This window comes from Streptomyces sp. NBC_00234, from assembly GCF_036195325.1.
Lineage (GTDB): Bacteria > Actinomycetota > Actinomycetes > Streptomycetales > Streptomycetaceae > Streptomyces.
In genome coordinates this window covers 3,890,034-3,907,376 of record NZ_CP108101.1, presented here as the reverse complement: position 1 = coordinate 3,907,376, position 17,343 = coordinate 3,890,034, and the positions used below count along the sequence as shown (strand labels likewise).

Genomic DNA, 17,343 nt, shown 5'->3' with positions numbered 1-17,343 from the left:
ACACGCAGGGCAGCACGCAACTCATGCCCCGCCCAAATGAGTTGACCGAGATCCTCTTCCAGGACGGCGTATCGGGGCCGGATGTACACGGCTCCTGGCGCAAGGCGATCTCGACCGACCTGTTCCGCCACCGGGCCGATTTGCCCGCCGAGGAGCGGTGGCAGCTGTCGTACGACCGGCTGCGTGCTCTGAACGAAGAGGTGCTGTGCCCGGAGTCCCTGGCCCGGGACCCCCGCGGGCTGGCCGCCCTGCACGAGTGGGCCTCGGTGGTGGACGGGGCCACGGCCACCGTGGCCGGCATTCACTACAACCTCTTCCTCGGCAGCCTGCTCGACGACGGCGTCTCACCGGCGCGCGACCTCACCCGGTTCGCCGCGCTGGCCGGCACAGGAACCTTTCTGTGCACCGAGCGCGCGCACGGCAACGACGCGGCGGCGCTGGAGACCGCCGCCCGCTACGACCGCGAGCGGGACGAGTTCGTGCTGCACACCCCGCACGAGGGCGCGCAGAAGTACATGCCCAACACCAGTCCCGTCGGCGGGCCGAAGGCCGCCGTCGTGGCGGCCCGGCTCCTGGTCGACGACCGGGACCACGGCGTCTTCCTGTTCCTCACCCCGCTGAGCGACCGCCACGGGACTCTGCCGGGCATCACCGTGACGCTGCTGCCGGAACGCATCGGCAGTCCGGTGGACCACTGCGTCACCGGCTTCGACCAGGTACGTCTGCCCCGCACCGCCCTGATCCAGGGGGACCACGGAGCGCTGCTGCCGGACGGCACCTTCACCAGTGCCGTGGGCAGCCCGCGCAAGCGGTTCCTGCACGCCATCCGCCGGGTGACGGTCGGAAAGCTGTGCATGAGCGCGAGCACCCTCGGAGGCAGCCGCGCGGCTCTGGCGATCGCCGTCCGCTACGCGGGCATGCGACGCATCTCCGGCTCCGTGGCCGGGGAGAGCGTTCCGCTCGCCGCGCACCGCAGCCATCACGCCAGGCTGCTCACCTGCACGGCCACCGCCTACGCCATGACCTTCCTGCACCGGGCCGTCACCGAGCGCTGGATCACCCACGCCCCCGAGGACCGGGCCGAGGCCGAACGGCTGGTCGCGGTGGCCAAGGGCTGGATCACCTGGCAGGCCCGCGACATCACGATCGAGAGCCGGGAACGCTGCGGTGCCAGGGCCCTGTTCCCGGTGAACGGGCTGGCGGAGTTCGCCGCCAACGCGGACGGAGCCATCACCGCCGAGGGGGACAACCTGGCGATCTGGTGCAAGGCCGGAGCCGAGATGATCTTCGGCCACACGACCGTCCCGGCGCCGGTGCAGGCGACCGGCCAGGAGCCCCTGACCGACCCCGACTTCCTGCGCCGCGCCCTCGCCGCCGCCGAGCGCCACTGGCACCTGGCCGCACGACGCGACCTGCGCGGCGGCGCCGGGGGCGACGCGCTCGGCCGCTGGAACCACGCGTCCGCCGCCGCCCTCGCCCTGGTCGAGACCTACGCGGTGGGCCAGGCCGCCGACGCCTTTGCCACGGCCTGTGCCGGCGTCACCGACCCGGGCACCCGCGCCACCCTGGACGACCTGCGCGCGCTGTTCCTGCTCGACCGGCTGACCTCTCTCAGCGGACTCCTCCTGGTCGAGAACGCACTCACCACCGACCAGGTCCGCTCCCTCCCCGGCACACTGCGCGCGCTGACGTCCCGGCTCGCCCCTCACCTGCCGACGCTGACGGAAGCCTTCGACATCCCGGAGCAACACCTGACGTCCCTGCCGATGCTGACATCCGTCTGAACGGGACGGCCGTTGTGTCGGGCGTCTGTCGCGGAACTCCTCTGTTTGTCGCCGGTCCCCTGTGGATTCGTCCTTGATCGGTAACAGAGGCAGCCTGTAAGGGCGTTCGTATGTCTTCATGAGGGCACGGCATCGGGGAGACAACAAAGGGGCGGGGCGGACATGGCGAAGCACAAGGGGAGGGGATGGCACGGCCGGCTTCTCGCGGCAGGGCTCGGAGTGACAGTGGTGGCCGCTGCCGCCTCGGCGTGGACCGCGCAGGCCGACACCACCGGCGCGCGGCCGCAAGCACGTGTCTCGGCGCCGGACACCCGGCCGGTCGCGGCGGACATCGCCCACGCCTCGGACCGCGGCGCCCGGGGCGTCAACATCACCATCGACGACGGACCGGACCCGGCCTGGACGCCCCAGGTGCTGCAACTGCTGAAGGACAGCGGCGTGAAGGCCACGTTCTGCATGGTGGGCACGCAGGCCCGGGCCTACCCGGACCTGGTCAAGGCGGTCGTGGCGGACGGGCACCGACTGTGCAACCACACCGTCTCGCACGACACCACCATGGACACCCAGTCCGAGGCATACCAGTCCCAGCAGATCCTTGATGCCGAACGCATGATCATCAAGGCGTCCGGGGGCGTCCGGTCGCAGTACTACCGGGCCCCGGGCGGTGCCTTCACCCCGTACAGCCGACAGCTCGCCGCGTCCCGGGGCATGCGACCGCTGGGCTGGAACGTCGACACCAAGGACTTCGAGCAACCCGGCGCGGACGCCATGGTCGCCACCGTCAAGCGCGAGATCGCCAACGGTCCGACCGTCCTCTTCCACGACGCGGGCGGGGACCGCTCCCAGACCGTGGCCGCCCTGCGCGAGATCCTGCCCTGGCTGAAGCAACAGGGCTACTCCTTCGGCTTCCCCGTGCGGTGAGTGAGGCTCCCCCGCACGACTGCGTACGGCGCCGAGGATTCAACCCGCCTTCCAGCCCGTCGTGGTGAAGGTTCCCGCCGGGGATGTCACCCCTCTCCCTGCGAACTGTCAGGCCGATGACCCACTGTCGACGACCAGGTCGGTGCCGACCACCGCGCCGGCCGAGGGCGAGGCGAGGTAGAGCACCGCAGCCGCCACTTCCTCGGCCTCCGCGACCCGGCCGAGCGGGTTCTCCGACTTCACCCGCTCGGCACGGTCGGCCTCGGTCTCGCCGGGCCGTAGCGACATGGGTGCGGCGGAGGCCCCAGGGCTGACCGCGTTGATGCGAATGCCCTGGTGGATGTGGTCGAGAGCGGCGGCGCGGGTCAGCGCGGAGACCGCTGCCTTCGAGGTGATGTACGCGGCGACGTTCGGGATGCGCAGGTGTGCGCCGAGGTTGGAGGAGATGTTGACGATGACCCCGCCGCCGTTCTCCTTCATGTGGGCGATCTCGTGCTTCATGGCCAGCCAGACTCCGGTGACATTGGTCCGCAGCACCGCGTCCCAGTCCTCCTCGCTCACCTCGCCGACGGGGACGGTGCCGCGGAGTATCCCGGCGTTGTTGACGGCTATGTCGAGCCCGCCGAAGCGGGCGACACTCTCGCGTACGAGGTCCCGGAGCCGGCCGGAGTCCGTGACGTCGACGGTGATGGCGGCAGCCGTGCCGCCGGCCGCCTCGATGAGGCCGACCGTCTCGTCCAGGGAGGCCGCGGTGCGACCCGCGGCGATCACGGATGCCTCCTCGGCGGCGAAGGCGAGCGCGATCGCGCGGCCGAGACCGGAGCCCGCACCCGTGACGAGCACGGTCTTGCCAGTGAAGCGGTTCATTGTTCGACAACTCCTTTGAGTGGTGGATCAGTCGGTGCGATGGTTCAGGAAGGCTGCGACGGCAAGGGCGGACCCCGTCGCGGCCAGGGACAGGGCGTCGCCGCCGAGCGTGAGCAGGAGGGCGAACAGGACGGTGGGGCCGAGCTCCATCGCGCTGTTCAGCACACCGCCCGCGAGCCCGGTCTGCTGCGGCGGTACGCCTTCGGTGGCGAGCACGGCGGCTCCGCCGAAGGAGGCCGCGGTGCCGGCCGACAGCAGCACGAGGCCCGGCAACAGCCCGTACGCGTACGGAATGTGTGCGTGGAGTCCGGTGGACGCGAGGAAGGCGAGCCCGGCCGCGCCGGTGCCGAGCCCGGCGGTCGTGACGGCGCCGGCCCCGTACCGGATGACGAGGGGCCCTGCCGCCCGGCCCGAGGCGATCAGCGCGATGGCGAACGGTACGAAGGCGGCCGAGGTCTGCAGCGGTGACCAGTCGCGGGTCTGCTGGAGGTGGAGTGAGAGGACCACGAAGGTCATCGCGGTCCCGCAGGCGCTCAGCGCGATGGCCGTGAGCGCGAGGGCTCGGCGCCGGTCGAGCAGGAAGCGAATCGGCAGCAGCGGGTCGTGGGCGTGACGCTCGGCGTACAGGAACGCGGCAAGCAGTACGGCCCCGCCGAGCAGTGGCACGAGCACACCGGTCGACGACCAGGGCCGGACGTCGGTGACGACGAGTCCGTAACTGGCGAGGGTGATCCCGGTGGTGGCGAGCAGTGCACCCGGCAGGTCGAGTGTCCTGCCCCGGTTCGGAGCGGTGCGCGGCAGAAGCCGGGGCGTGAGGGCCAGGGCGGTGACCGCGACCACGAGGGGCACGACGAAGGTCCAACGCCACGAGAGCCACGACAGGATGACGCCGGAGAGCAGATTGCCGGCGGTCGCGCCGAGTACGGAGAGCCCGCCCCAGGTGGCCATCGCCCTGCCGTACGCGGTGGGCGAGCGGAAGACGATGCGCAGCACCGCCATGGCGGCGGGCGCGACGAGGGCCGCGCCCGCGCCCTGTACGAGGCGTGCCGCGAGCAGTGCCCCGATGCCGGGAGCGAACGGGGCGGCGGCCGAGGCGGCGGCGAAGAGGAGGAGGCCGACGGCGAGGGTACGCCGCCCGCCGTAGCGGTCGGCGAGTCGGCCGCCGAAGAGCAGCAGACCGGCGAAGGTCAGTCCGTACGAGGCGCTGAGCAGGATCAAGTCGGGCCGCTGCAAGCCGAATTCCCGGCCGATGAGAGGCAGCGGCACGGCGATCGCGGCGAGCGTGAAGATCAGCGTGGTCTGGACGCTTCCGAGAAGGACGAAGGCATATCGGTGCTGCACGTCGACGACGTGGGTGGCTCCCCCGGCGGTCATGCCCCTCCTCATATTTGATCGATCGGTTCATTATTCGGGCGTGCGAGAGAGAGCGAGGTCGTCCCGGTGAGTGTGATTCAGTCCAGCAGGGTCAGCGCCTGCTCGGCCGCGTCCCGCACCCGGGCGGGATCGCTGGACGCCTTGCCGACGATCCGTATGCCCTGAAGCAGGACGAGCAGCATGCGGGCCAGCGCACGCGGATCGCGATCCTCGGGCAGCTCGCCCTGGGCCCGGGCCCGTACGAGCGCGGACTGCAGCAGCGTCTCGAAGTGCTCCCAGCTGACCTCGACCCGGCGGGCCGCAGCGGGGTCGTGCGGGGCCAGTTCGGCCGCCGTGTTGGTGATGAGGCAGCCATTCAGTCTGCCCTCGGGGGAGGCCGCTTCCGAGGCGAAGCGGCGCACGGTCGCCCGCACAGCGGGCAGCGCGGGTCCCGGTTGGGACAGCTCGGTGAGGAGCAGCGGATCGCGCCCCTCCGAGTATCGGTCCACAGCCTTCAGGTACAGCTCGTGCTTGTTGCCGAAGGTGGCGTAGATGCTGGCGCGACCGATGCCGAGGTGTTCGACGAGGTCGGCGATCGACGTCGCTTCGTAACCGCGCCGCCAGAACAGCTCAAGGGCCGACTGCAGCGCGGCGTCCGGATCGAATTCCTTGGTCCTGGCCACATCGGAGACCCTAAGCCAATGCAGAACGATCGGTCAATAAACTTCCACCGAGGCGAAGTTGACGAGGGCCACGCGCGGTTGGACTCTCACCGCTCAACGCCCCATCGCGCACAAGGCCGTTGTCAGTGGCGGCCTTTAGGGTCTCCAGTGCGCGGTCGGCTGCCCGGGGGTTCCAGCTCTGAAGGGAATGGTTGCATCCCCGGCCTGTCTGGGGGCGGCCCGGAGATTCGTCCGGGACCTAACCGACGGTCGGGCTTCGTCGATGGCCAGCAGATGACCTGCCAGAGCCGACCGCGCACCATCCCCGATGCGGGCGCACTTCAGATAGTCGCTCGGGTCCGCGGCGAGATCAGGTGCGCGGTCCGGCGCCGTGCAGCAGGGTTTCGATGATGCGGGCGGCGAGGGCGTCGGTGTCGATGCCGGTGTCGTCCGGGTTGCCGCGCAGGGACTCCCCGAGGAGCGCGTAGTAGACGCGCCGCACCCAGTGGAGGTCGGCTGCCTCGTCGATGAGCTTGTCCGCCCGGGCCCGTTCCAGCACGGTGATGCAGCGTCGGCCGATGTCCTCGTGGAGGGCGGCCGCTTCGCTGTCGGGATCGGCCGGCAGCTCCAGGGCGAATGCCCAGGCGCCTTTCACCTCAAGCACATTGGCCGTGATCCGGTGCAGTGCCACCAGGGGAGGGGCGGTGTCCGGCCGGCCGTCCTCCACGGCTTGGACGAGCTGGCGGGCGGCTGACGAAGCCAGGGCGTCGATCAGTGCCTGCCGATGGGCGAACCGCCGGTGGATCGTCGTCCTGGCCACTCCCGCCGCGGTCGCGATCTGCTCCATCGACGCGCCGGGATCCGTGGAGAGCACGCGTTCGGCCGCCTCCAGGATCGCGCGCACACTGCGCTCCGCGTCCGCCCGCAACGGCCGTGCCGGTGTCTCGCTCATGGCAGCTCCCACTCATCCATAGACCTTCAAAACGATACACCGCTGCGCCATCTCCCAAGGAGTTGCATCACTGCTGTTGCAGTTATGACGAAAGTAGGTACGCTAATGTCTCGGTTGTTCGTCGAGTGAAGGAGATTCCCGTGCACAGTGCAGCGCTCATCACCGGTGCCTCGTCCGGACTCGGCGCGGAGTTCGCCGCGCAGCTCGCCGCTCGCGGGCACGATCTGATCCTGGTGGCGCGTTCCGAGGACAGGCTCACCGCCCTCGCCGAGCGCCTCGCCGCGGAGCACGGCATCCGCGCCCACGTCCTGGTCCAGGACCTCGCCGAGCCCGATGCGGCCCGGCAGATCGCCGGCCGCCTCGCCGCGCGTGGGCTGAGCGTCGACCTGCTGGTCAACAACGCCGGGTTCGGCACCTGCGGTCGCTTCGAGGACATCGCCGCGGACCGTGACCACGACCAGCTGATGGTCAACGTCGTCGCGCTCGTCGACCTCACCCACGCACTGATCCCCGGCATGCTGGAGCGCGGCACGGGCGCGGTCGTGAACGTCGCTTCCACCGCGGGCTTCCAGCCCTCCCCGTACTTCGCCGTCTACAGCGCGGCCAAGGGCTTCGTGCTGAACTTCGGCCTCGCCCTGCGCCAGGAGTACCGCGGGCGCGGCATCCGCGTGCTCACTCTGTGCCCCGGCCCGGTCGACACCCCCTTCTTCGAGGCCATCGGCACCCGCAAGGCGGCCGTCAACGGCTCGATGACCACACCGGAGCCGGTTGTACGCGCCGCTCTGCGCGCACTCGACCGCGACCGCGGCTACGTCACCCCCGGACTCGGCAACGCCCTGGCCGCGCATCTGCTGCCGCGCCGGCCGCGCACCCTGGTCGCCGCCATCGCCGAACGCATCACCCGTAAGGTCCTCGGCCCCGTGGGCACCGCCCCGCAGCCGAAGGAGTACGCGGCATGAGTTCCTCCACCGTTCCGGCCGCGGGCGCCGCCGCCGCGATGCTGCTCGTCGGCACCTCGACGGCCGTCTCCGCGACGATCGCCGACTACCCCGTCCTCAGCGGTCAGGCCCTGCGCTACGCGCTCGCCGCGGCGATTCTCCTTGCCGTGGTACGCCACCGCCGTTTACCCCGCGCCGGCCTGACCCCCCGTGACTTCCTGCTCCTGCTGGCACTGGCCGCCACCGGCCTGGCGGGCTTCAACATCTTCCTGGTCGAAGCCACCCGGCACGCGAGCCCCGCCGTGATCGGCACCGTGGTCGGAGCGATCCCCATCGTCCTCGCACTCGTCGGGCCGTTGACGGAACGCCGCCGGCCGGCCGCGCGCACCGTCGGCGCCGCGGCTGTCGTGACCCTGGGCGCCGCTGTCGCCGCAGGGTTCGGCGGCGGCAGCCTGCACGGTGTGCTGCTGTCGCTGGGAGCGCTCGTCGGAGAGGTCGCCTTCTCGCTGCTCGCCCTTCCCCTGCTGCCCAAGCTCGGACCCATGAGAGTCGCCGCCTATCCCGCGGCGCTGGCCGTGCCCATGCTGCTGGCCGCGAGCATCGCCCTGGACGGTACGAGCTCCCTTCGCCTGCCCACCCCCACCGAAGCGGCCTCCTTCGGCTACCTCGGCGTACTCGTCACAGCCACTGCCTTCTTCCTCTGGTACGACGCGCTGCGCCGACTGGGCGCCGCACGTGCCGGACTCTTCGCAGGACTTGTCCCGGTGGGTGCACTGGTCACCACAGTCGCACTCGGGCTCGGCGAGGCGGGCCTCACAGATGTGGCCGGCGCCCTGCTCGTCGCCGCAGGTGTCCTGATCGGTCTGCGGCAGCCTGCGCCGACCGGCGTTGCGGCGCGGGCCGGCCGTCCTGCCCGGCGGTCCCGGACCGAAAACGAGCGGCGGGTGCCGACGTCATTCGAACCGTAGAACGCAGTCTCAGTAACCGGGTGCGCGGCACCGAGAGCCGTGCGCGCCCCGGTTCGGCGCCGACGGTGCGCTCGGGGCTGCCCGTGGCATGTCGGTCGGAGCTGACGTCGGTTGCGGGACCACCGACACGGGGCGCGGACGTCAACTACGGATGCCAGGCCGCCAGCTGTCCGGGTCGCCTGCTGGGCCGGTGCCGGCTCGCCTTCGACGGGACGGCGGTCCCGCACGGACGGATCCCGTTTTCGGTCAGGGATGACCGAAGGGGTACACGTGATGCATTAGATTAAGTTTCGGTTCGTGATGGACGGGCACCAATTCGCGAAGAATCAATTCAGCATCACGAAGTATCGTTTCCGTGATCTGTAATCGAACCGCAGGGTTTAACTGCGACAAGATTTAGATTTTATGATCCTGAATTTCTGCTCAAAAATACTCCTCGACTTGCCCCTTTCCTCCGGGTTTAGGGAGGCTTTTTGTGCGTAGTGTGCTGGCGACAACATGAGGGCTTTCGGGAAACCGGTAACGGCCCGGGAGCCGACGCCCCACACAGAGAAACCTCCGTGACGCCGTCTCAGGCGTTCGCCATCGCCACTCCCGTACCCCTGCGTACCGCGGCCAGCTTCGCCGTTCTGGCCGGCCAGTCGGTCAGCAACACCGGTCCGTCCGTGATCACCGGGGATGTCGGCGTCAGTCCCGGTACGGCCATCAGCGGGTTCCCGCCGGGAGTCGTGAGCGGGGAATTTCACTCCGGGCCCTCGGACGGCGTCGGGAACCAGGCCAAGACCGACCTGGTGACGGCGTACAACAATGCCGCAGGTCAGGCGACGGACGCCGTGCTTCCGCCGGACGCCGGAGGGCTGACGCTGGTAGGGGGCGTCTACACCGCCCCGTCGACCCTGGGCCTGACCGGCACCCTCACGCTCGACGCCCGGGGCAACCCGAACACGGTCTGGGTCTTCCAGGTCGGCTCAGGACTGACGACGGCGTCCGCCAGCAGCGTCTCTCTCATCAACGGTGCGCAGCCGTGCAACGTGTTCTGGCAGATCGGTAGTTCGGCCACGCTCGGCACCGGTTCGACCTTCGTGGGCAACATCCTGGCCCTGACGTCGATCACTGCCACCACCAACGCGAGCATCGACGGCCGGGCGCTGGCGCGTAACGGCTCGGTCACCCTGGACACCAACCGAATCACCCGCTCCACCTGCGCCGGCGAAACCACCACCGGCACCACGACGGGCACCACCACCGGCACCACGACGGGCACCACCACGGGCACCACGACGGGCACCACGACGGGCACCACGACGGGCACCACCACCACCGGCACCACGACGGGCACCACCACTGGCGCCACAACCGGCACCACGGGGGGCGTGCTCGGCGGAGTCCTGACCGGCGGCACGACCGGCGGAACAACCGGCGGCACGACCGGCGGAACGACTGGCGCTGTGCTCGGCGGAGTCCTGACCGGCGGCACGACCGGCGGTGTGCTCGGCGGAGTCCTGACCGGCGGCACCACCGGCGGCGGCAGCAGCACCACCGGAGTCACCACGGGCAACATCGCCGGCACCACCACCGGCGGCGGCAAGGGTGGCGTGACGGGCGGCGGCAACGGAGGCCCCGGTGGCGGGGGTGACCACGGAGGCCCCGGTGGCGGCCACGGCGGCTACGGCGACGAGCCCGGGGAGTACGGCGACGAGCCCGGAGACCACGGTCAGGAGCACGGCGGCTACGGGGACAAGCCGCAGGGACCGGAGGGCTACGAGGGCTAGTCGGCGGCGCGGCACGCGCGCTGCCGACTGACAGCGCGCGGCGGAGCCTCTCCTCGGGGCCCGCCGCGCGCTTCCACGAGACGGACGACGAGAAGAAACAGGGCGGGCAGTGCTGGGCGAAGTCGCATCAGAGCACGGACAGAAGCAGGGGCGGGCCCTCGGGGCGGAGCCTGGCCCGGACGCCGCGGACGGAGAGGCAACCAGGCCACGCCGAGCGCAAAGGGCGGGGGCAGGAGCCCTGAACACCATTGTGGCCCTCTGCCTGGCCACGGCCTTGGCGCACGTCGCCCTGGTATTCCTGCACGTGGCGCCCTCGAACGTCGTCTCCCAGCGCTACGGCCAACAGGTGAATGCCTGGATCTACCCCCTCTTCGAGCAGAACTGGCGGCTGTTCGCTCCGGACCCGGACTCCGTCAACCGGACGATTTCCGCGCGGACCGCGCACACGGCTCGGGACGGTTCCGTCCAGGTCGGCCCCTGGACCGACCTGACCGCGGTGGATGAATCCGCCATCGAGCACAACCCCTTTCCGAGTCACACCTCGCAGAACCTTCTGCGGCGGTCCTGGACGTCCTACGTCGAACTCCACGGAGGCGACGACGTCCCGCGCTCGGACCGGGCCGTGATGATGCAGCAGTACCTGCGCAACATCGCCGCCGACCGGATGGCCGATCTGAACGGTAAGCCGTTCGAGAACATCCAGCTCCGGGTGGCCACACTGCCCGTTGCTGCTCCGGGCACTGCGGCCAGTGACCGCCGTGCCGCTGCCGCGAAAGCCGAAACACGGCTTCTGCCCTGGTGGAAGGTGGCCTCCGATGGCTCCGACGGGAAATGACCCGATTCGACCTCCGGCAGTCCCGGACGAGCCGACCGGGGGGCCACTGTTCGCCCGTCTGCTCGCACGGCTGTCCGGCTCAGGACGAGGTGCGTGGGCGTTGCTGACCGAACGCCCCATCTCGCTCTACGCGGTGTCGGTCCTACGCATCGGGTACGGCCTGCTCTACCTGGTCTTCCTGCTGCGGGAGTTCCCGTACCGCGATGAGATCTGGGGCCCCGGTTCACCGTGGACGCCGACGCTGGCACGGCAGCTCTTCGACCAGACGGGCTGGGCCAGCGTCCTCACGCTGTCGGACAGCCGGATCTACTTCGAAGGCTGCTACGCGGCGGCGCTCGTTGTCTGCGCGCTCTTCGCACTGGGCTGGCGGACCCGTGCCGTGTCCGTGCTCTTCGCCGTCGTGGTGACCTCGTTCCACGCGCGGGCGATCTTCATGACGGACGGAGGCGACAACCTCGTTCTCCTGATGGCGCTCTACCTCGTCCTCACCGCATCCGGACGCCGCTGGTCCCTGGACGCCCGAAGGCTCCGCCGCAGGTCCGCCGAAAGCGCTACGGGCCGTTGGCGGCCCGACGTCGCACCGCGACTCCGCGACGCACGGCACACCCTGGTTACGGCCGTGCACAACTGCGGGCTGCTCGTGATCGCGTTCCAGGTCTGCTTCCTCTACGGCGCGGCCGGCCTGTACAAGGTGCAGGGCGGCACCTGGGGAGGCGGAACCGCGCTGCACTACGTGCTGAACCTTGAGCTTTTCCAGCCGTGGCCCGCGCTTTCCCACTGGGCGGACGGACACGCGGTCGCCATCGCGGTGGCCGGCTACCTGACCGTGCTGCTCCAGGTCGCCTTCCCCTTCGTGCTGTTCGGCAGGCTCAAGTACCCGGTGCTGACCATGCTGCTCGGAATGCACATCGGCATCGCCGTTCTCATGGGGCTGCCCTTGTTCTCCGGCGCGATGATCATCGCCGACACCGTGTTCCTGCCGGACCGCTTCTACGTCGCGGTGGCGAACCTGTGCCGGCGGGCGGTCCGGCGGCCGGGAGCGCCACGGGCCGCGTCAGGAGCACATGCGGGGTCTGTGCCGAAGCAGGGAAGCCCTGCGTCCCTCGCGCGCAGTCGCCCCTAAGCCGCGGGCCGTACGCCGGGCCTGCGGTCGGCCGGCAACGCGCAGGCCGGGGAGCCGCCGGGCAGGCGGTCCCGGTTGGTGGCGACGAGCCGGTAGACACCGTGGGCGATCCACCGCAGAGGGGGCAAGGTGAGCAGCCCGCCCAACCATGCCCAGAGCCCACCGGCACTCAAGAGGATCTTGGCAATGGCCTGTGCACCGCCGTACACCGTGCCGACCTGCGAAACCCACAACAGCTCATGCTCCGCCCGCTGCTGCGTAACGCCGAGGCTGGCCAGATCCGCGAACTGCCACGGCGTCACGGCGCAGGTCGGCCGCAGCCGCTGGATGAGGAAGTTCACCGAGGTTGTGCAGAAGGCGCAGTCACCGTCGTAGACGAGCACAGGTTGCATCCTCTCATTCTGCCCGAGCGAACTGCCCTGCGCCCGGAAGCAGTTCCGCTCATCCACCCCGCATAAATCGGCAAGGCCGGGGGTGCGAGGGCGACGCTTACGTGGGCGGCCACGTCCATGCGTCGATACCGTCGGCACGGGGCGGTCGGAGAAGGTCGAGGAGATGCCTTCTGCTGCGAGATCTCTGAACTATCGGTACGGTCCCGCCCCAGCGCTCACGCGGCGGGACCGGCTGCGACCGTGATGTGTCTTCTGTGGCCACCCGGCGTTCACACCACCGCGCCATTCACCACCAGCGTTACGTCGATGTTCCCGCGGGTGGCTTTGGAGTACGGGCACAGCTGGTGTGCCGCACGGACGAGGTCCGCACACTGCTCGGGATCGCCGATCGACGGCAGTGCGATGTCGAGTTCGACGGCCAGCTCGAGTGCGCCGTTCCCGCTCGGGGCGAGTGTGACGCGCGAGTCGATTGCCGCGTCGTCCGCGTTGAGATTCCTGCGCTGCCCCACCAGGGTCAGCACGGTCGCGAAGCATGCGGCGTAGCCGATCGCGAACAGCTGCTCGGGATTGGTCCCTTCGCCGTCGCCGCCCAGTTCCTTCGGCTGTCGCAGGTCGACCTCCAGGCGGCCGTCGGTTGTCCGTCCGTGCCCTTGGGCGCGGCCTCCGGTCACATGGGCCTCTGCTGTGTAGAGCGGCTTCGCCATGCTGGTTCCCCTCCCGTATGCTTCCTGAATTGAAACTGTATGCTTCAAAAACAGGAAGCACAAGCTGCTGTTGGGAGAGACACCATGACGGGACCGCAGGTCGGCTATCTGCTCCCCACCCGTGACCGAACCGCTCACGACGATCACGAGCTGGGCCCGCTGATCAGGCAGGCGCGGCTTGCCGAGACGCTGGGATTCGACTCCGTCTGGGCGGGCGACAGTCCGATCACCCGGCCTCGTGCCGACCCGCTGCTGGTACTGGCCGCCGCGGCGGCGAGCACGGAACAAGTCACGCTCGGCACCGCTGTATTACTGGCCGGGCTGCGTCACCCGATCCTGTTGGCCCACCAACTGACCACACTGGACCGGCTCGCCGAAGGGCGGCTGATTGCCGGCCTGGGCGCCGGCTATGCGCACGCGAACACCGAGGCGCAGTTCGCCGCTGTAGGAGTCGGCTTCGAGCGCCGGGTCAGTCGCCTGACGGAGTCGATCGAGGTGATGCGACGGCTGTGGACCTCGGATGCCGTCTCCTTCCAGGGCCGGCATTTCGACTTCCACGATGTGACTGTGGCGCCCAGGCCGGTTCGGCCCGGTGGCCCCCCGATCTGGCTGGCCGGATCCGGCGAACCGGCACTGCGACGTGTCGCGCGCCTTGCTGACGGGTGGTTGCCCTACCCGCCCACCTGGCAGACCTACGCGGATGAATGGGCCACGATCCGACGGGCGGCACGTCCGGTCACACCCGCTCTCTATGCCACCGTGTGTGTGGACGAGGATCCCGAGCGAGGCCGCCGCCGTCTCAGGGCGAGCGTCGAGCGTTACTACAACGCGCCGCTGGAAGCCGTTGAGTCCGTTCAGGCGATGTTCGCCGGCCCCGCCCAGGACACTGCCGCCTGGTTGCGCGGGTACGCCGACGCCCGTCACTTGGTGATCCGACTCGCCGTCGACGACCACACCGCGGCCCTGGAGGAGTTCGCCGACGGAGTGCTTCCGCTGCTGCGCCGGGGAGGCCGGGGATGACCGCCTTCGTGCTCGTTCATGGTGCCTGGCACGGTAGTTGGGCCTGGGACCGGGTAACCCCGTTGCTCGCTCAGGCAGGTGCACGCGTTGTCACCCCCGATCTCACGCTCGACAGCGACGTCGGGCTGCACCATCACGTCGACGAGGTGGTGACGGCGATCGACGCCATGGCCGATCACGACCTGGTGCTGGTCGGCCACAGCTATGCCGGCCTGGTTGTCCGGCAGGCAGCCGACCGCAGGCGGGAGCGGGTGGCCCACATCGTCCTGGTGGAGGGCTGGGCGGGTGCGGACGGTGTCAGCATGGCCGGTCTGGCCCCGGATTGGTTCATGACCAGGATCCGCGCCGCCGCCGGGGACGGCTGGTCCGTCCCCGCCCCTGCCCCGGAGCTGTTCGGTATCACCGATCCCGGCGACGCCCGATGGCTCGGCCGGCGCCTCCGCGGCCAGCCGCTGCGGAGCTTCACCGAACCCACGCGCTTGAGCGGGGCCGTCGACCACATCCCCGGAACAGGCATCCACTGTCGGCCGGAAACGTTTCCCTTTGCCCGGTTCGCCGCGGAGGTCGGGTACCGGCCGGTCGCCCTGGACGGTTCGCACGACGTGATGCTGAGCCATCCGCGCGACCTTGCGGAAATCTTGCTGACAGTTCCGACCTCAGGGGGTGACTTTGAAGGTCGGCATTAAAGAAGAGGAAGTCCGAGATTTAGAATGAGGAAGTGGACCAGCGAACATACAACCAGTACTGCGCCACCGCGCGGACACTCGACCTCGTCGGGGAGCGCTGGACGCTGCTCCTCATCCGCGAGCTCCTGACCGGTCCCAAGCGGTTCGGTGATCTGCAGAAAAGCCTGCGTGGCATGGGTACCGGCCTGCTCGCGGCCCGGATGAAGCACCTCGAACGGGAGGGCCTGGCACACAAAGTCACGCTTCCCCCACCCGCCCGTGCCCAGGCGTACGCCCTCACCGAGGCAGGTGAGGAGCTCGGGCCTGCCGTACTGGCTTTGGCCCGTTGGGGCATGAAGTGGGCGATGGGCGAGCGGCGGGAGAGCGAGACTTTCCACCCGGGCTGGGCGGTACTGGCCATGGAAGCCTGCTTCGACGCGGAGGCCGCCGCCGGTGTGCGTGCGGTCTATGAGTTCCGTGTCGGCGACGAGGTGTTCCACGTGCGCGTCGACCGCGGAACCATCGAAGCGCTGCACGGCCCGGCCCAGCACCCTGACGCAGTCATCGAGGCGGATGACGAGGCATTCGTCGAACTGGCCGAGGGCCGGTCGAGTCTCGCCAACGCCATCAAGAACAAAGCCGTCTCGGCTTCAGGAGACCGGGAGGCACTGGAGGGGTTGCGCAACATTTTCCGCAGGCCGCCTCAGGCGGTCCGGCAGGCGTCCGCCCGGTAGGGAAACGGGACTCGCGGACCATGAGAGGTTCTGGACGACAAAAGCCCCCGGCCACTGGCCTGGGGCTTTTTCATGGAGCGGGTGACGAGGATCGAACTCGCGCTCTGAGCTTGGGAATCACCGGCGCTTGGGCGACTGGAATGCCTCTGACCTGCTTGTTTGCCTTGCAGGAAAGAGGTTGGCTCGGTCCCTGGGGGCCGTACTTGACCGCTGTTGTCCGCTCCGAAGGGCACGGGTAGGGCACGGCAACCGGGAGGTGGGCAGCCACATCCTTGTCGAGCGGTCGGCATCGTGAGGTCATCAGTCTCCGTCCGGAGCCTCAAGCTCCTGAAGCCGCTCCCCGATGTCGTCGGCCCATGCCTGTGCCCACTGCCGCAGCACGGTGATCGCTTGCTCATCAAGCCCGTACGCGGCGAATTCCGTGTCGTCGATCCAGTCGGCTCCACCCAGTCGTGCTTGAAGCTCGCTCAGGTCGAAGGAGTCGCGGGCATGCCGCCGACCGAGCTCTTCGAGTTCGATGTGGCTCCATCGGTCTGCGGCAGCCTGTACATCGATCAGATCCCTGGCGAGTCCGCGGTCGGCCAGCGCGCGAACCTTCGTGCCGACGACATCTTCGAGGGACAGCACCAAGCCGTGCTCGGTGTGTACGGGTGGTCGCCAGAGTGCTTCCTTGAGGATGTCGGCCTCGCACTCTTCATGGCTGGCGGGATCGGTGACGATCAGACGCGCGGACAACGGGTCTGTCTCCAGAGCGCTGACTTGCTATCCGCGCTGCTCCAGGCCGGTGCGCACGGCAGTAGCGATGTCCTCCATGCGATCGGGGTTCTCGGTCGCGACATCGAGGTCCTGGCTGAGCCGGTCGACCAAGCCGTGCGCCTGGACCGCGTAGCCACCGGTAAGCGCCAGAGGGTATGCACCGCCTACGGCGAGCACGTCTGCAAGCAAGCGACGGTGGAGATCCGTGAGGTTCACGCAGCGGCCTGGGCACTGTGAGCCAGCTCGTCGAAGGAGCGTTCCCACACTTCGCGGACATCACGGCTGATCAGTGTGCGCAGTGTGGGCCACAGGCCGACGAGAAGGTCGCGATTGAGGTACCGGACCAGATCGTCGTGCTGGCCCTCGGCCAGGACGATGCGGTAGTAGCTCATCCGCAGCCGGGGCTGATCCAGGTTGAACATGGTCAGTCCCGACCACGCCAGGTGGAGCGGCAGGCTCACCGTGCCGTGCTCGGGGCCGGCAAGCTCGGAGAGCACAGCGGGCACGCGCCGGGCGAACTTGGCACGGCGGAGATCGGAAAGACTGGGCTGTGATGCCATGCGTCGATTATCCAGGAAGAGGCCCCCGGTACCCGGCCGGCCAGTGACAAGGCGCTGCAAATAAGAAGCCCCGGGCCACTGGCCTGGGGCTTTTTCATGGAGCGGGTGACGAGGATCGAACTCGCGCTCTGAGCTTGGGAATCACCCGGCACTTGGTCCCATGTATAGCGTCTGACCTGCGAGAACGCGCACCGCTGACATCGTCCCGACTGCTCCGTCAGCACCCTTGGTGACCGCTGTTTACCGCCCCTTCTGGCACGTTGTGGCACGGGCTCCCGTGCGGGCAACCGCTCGGACGAGGCTGCCCGGTCCGGGCTGCGTGGCCGATGGTGATCGC

At 69.4% G+C, this 17,343-nt stretch carries 17 protein-coding genes and 1 pseudogene; 10 read left to right on the top strand and 8 right to left on the bottom strand.

From position 1 onward, the window contains the following. The first annotated feature begins 23 nt into the window (after positions 1-23). Both OG230_RS16990 and OG230_RS16985 read left to right on the top strand, forming a co-directional pair. Complete coding sequence (locus OG230_RS16990; RefSeq protein WP_328911071.1) at positions 24-1,784, top strand: acyl-CoA dehydrogenase family protein; 1,761 nt, start codon at positions 24-26, stop codon at positions 1,782-1,784. A gap of 162 nt (positions 1,785-1,946) precedes the next feature. Then, the gene (locus OG230_RS16985) at positions 1,947-2,705 is read left to right on the top strand and encodes a polysaccharide deacetylase family protein (protein ID WP_328911070.1); all 759 of its coding nucleotides are present in this window, start codon (positions 1,947-1,949) and stop codon (positions 2,703-2,705) included. A gap of 108 nt (positions 2,706-2,813) precedes the next feature. Here the strand turns inward: OG230_RS16985 and OG230_RS16980 are convergent, their stop codons facing one another. From OG230_RS16980 to OG230_RS16965, 4 genes are all read right to left on the bottom strand, one after another. Continuing rightward, on the bottom strand, positions 2,814-3,572 hold the full coding sequence (locus tag OG230_RS16980; RefSeq protein WP_328911069.1) for an SDR family NAD(P)-dependent oxidoreductase: 759 nt from the start codon (positions 3,570-3,572) through the stop codon (positions 2,814-2,816). Between the two features lie 27 nt (positions 3,573-3,599). After that, the gene (locus tag OG230_RS16975) at positions 3,600-4,946 is read right to left on the bottom strand and encodes an MFS transporter (RefSeq protein WP_328911068.1); all 1,347 of its coding nucleotides are present in this window, start codon (positions 4,944-4,946) and stop codon (positions 3,600-3,602) included. A gap of 77 nt (positions 4,947-5,023) precedes the next feature. Next, positions 5,024-5,608, bottom strand: a complete 585-nt coding sequence (locus OG230_RS16970) for a TetR/AcrR family transcriptional regulator (RefSeq protein WP_328911067.1) — start codon at positions 5,606-5,608, stop codon at positions 5,024-5,026. Between the two features lie 349 nt (positions 5,609-5,957). Beyond that, positions 5,958-6,539 (bottom strand): TetR/AcrR family transcriptional regulator, encoded by a 582-nt coding sequence (locus OG230_RS16965; protein WP_328911066.1) that lies wholly within the window; start codon positions 6,537-6,539, stop codon positions 5,958-5,960. Between the two features lie 140 nt (positions 6,540-6,679). Between OG230_RS16965 and OG230_RS16960 the strand changes: the two genes are divergently transcribed. From OG230_RS16960 to OG230_RS16940, 5 genes are all read left to right on the top strand, one after another. After that, positions 6,680-7,498 carry an SDR family NAD(P)-dependent oxidoreductase gene (locus OG230_RS16960; RefSeq protein ID WP_328911065.1) on the top strand — a complete coding sequence of 273 codons (819 nt, stop codon included), beginning with the start codon at positions 6,680-6,682 and terminating at the stop codon, positions 7,496-7,498. Then, positions 7,495-8,445 (top strand): DMT family transporter, encoded by a 951-nt coding sequence (locus OG230_RS16955; RefSeq protein ID WP_328911064.1) that lies wholly within the window; start codon positions 7,495-7,497, stop codon positions 8,443-8,445. Before OG230_RS16960 ends, OG230_RS16955 begins: the two co-directional genes overlap by 4 nt. 560 nt (positions 8,446-9,005) lie before the next feature. Further along, complete coding sequence (locus tag OG230_RS16950) at positions 9,006-10,217, top strand: ice-binding family protein (protein ID WP_328911063.1); 1,212 nt, start codon at positions 9,006-9,008, stop codon at positions 10,215-10,217. 250 nt (positions 10,218-10,467) lie between these two features. Continuing rightward, positions 10,468-11,052, top strand: coding sequence for a DUF5819 family protein (locus OG230_RS16945; protein ID WP_328911062.1), 585 nt, complete (start codon positions 10,468-10,470; stop codon positions 11,050-11,052). After that, positions 11,033-12,175 carry an HTTM domain-containing protein gene (locus OG230_RS16940; RefSeq protein ID WP_443051566.1) on the top strand — a complete coding sequence of 381 codons (1,143 nt, stop codon included), beginning with the start codon at positions 11,033-11,035 and terminating at the stop codon, positions 12,173-12,175. Before OG230_RS16945 ends, OG230_RS16940 begins: the two co-directional genes overlap by 20 nt. On the opposite strand, the gene OG230_RS16935 is transcribed toward OG230_RS16940, so the two are convergent. Together OG230_RS16935 and OG230_RS16930 are read right to left on the bottom strand one after the other, a co-directional pair. Then, complete coding sequence (locus tag OG230_RS16935) at positions 12,172-12,567, bottom strand: thiol-disulfide oxidoreductase DCC family protein (RefSeq protein WP_328911061.1); 396 nt, start codon at positions 12,565-12,567, stop codon at positions 12,172-12,174. The genes OG230_RS16940 and OG230_RS16935 overlap by 4 nt on opposite strands. A gap of 269 nt (positions 12,568-12,836) precedes the next feature. Further along, entirely contained in the window at positions 12,837-13,271 is a 435-nt protein-coding gene (locus OG230_RS16930; RefSeq protein WP_328911060.1) for an organic hydroperoxide resistance protein, read from the bottom strand. Positions 13,272-13,355: 84 nt separating this feature from the next. Between OG230_RS16930 and OG230_RS16925 the strand changes: the two genes are divergently transcribed. From OG230_RS16925 to OG230_RS16915, 3 genes are read left to right on the top strand one after another with little or no spacing between them, the layout of a single operon-like run. After that, on the top strand, positions 13,356-14,291 hold the full coding sequence (locus OG230_RS16925) for an LLM class flavin-dependent oxidoreductase (protein ID WP_328911059.1): 936 nt from the start codon (positions 13,356-13,358) through the stop codon (positions 14,289-14,291). Beyond that, positions 14,288-14,977: an alpha/beta fold hydrolase gene (locus tag OG230_RS16920; RefSeq protein ID WP_328911058.1), complete on the top strand. Its 690-nt coding sequence runs from the start codon at positions 14,288-14,290 to the stop codon at positions 14,975-14,977. The genes OG230_RS16925 and OG230_RS16920 overlap by 4 nt, the downstream gene beginning before the upstream one ends. A 32-nt stretch (positions 14,978-15,009) precedes the next feature. Further along, entirely contained in the window at positions 15,010-15,690 is a 681-nt protein-coding gene (locus tag OG230_RS16915; RefSeq protein ID WP_328911057.1) for a winged helix-turn-helix transcriptional regulator, read from the top strand. Between the two features lie 300 nt (positions 15,691-15,990). Here the strand turns inward: OG230_RS16915 and OG230_RS16910 are convergent. Continuing rightward, positions 15,991-16,662: pseudogene (locus OG230_RS16910) on the bottom strand (nucleotidyl transferase AbiEii/AbiGii toxin family protein). Then, the gene (locus OG230_RS16905; RefSeq protein WP_328911056.1) at positions 16,659-17,006 is read right to left on the bottom strand and encodes a transcriptional regulator; all 348 of its coding nucleotides are present in this window, start codon (positions 17,004-17,006) and stop codon (positions 16,659-16,661) included. The pseudogene OG230_RS16910 and the gene OG230_RS16905 overlap by 4 nt, the downstream one beginning before the upstream one ends. Between the last annotated feature and the right edge of the window lie 337 nt (positions 17,007-17,343).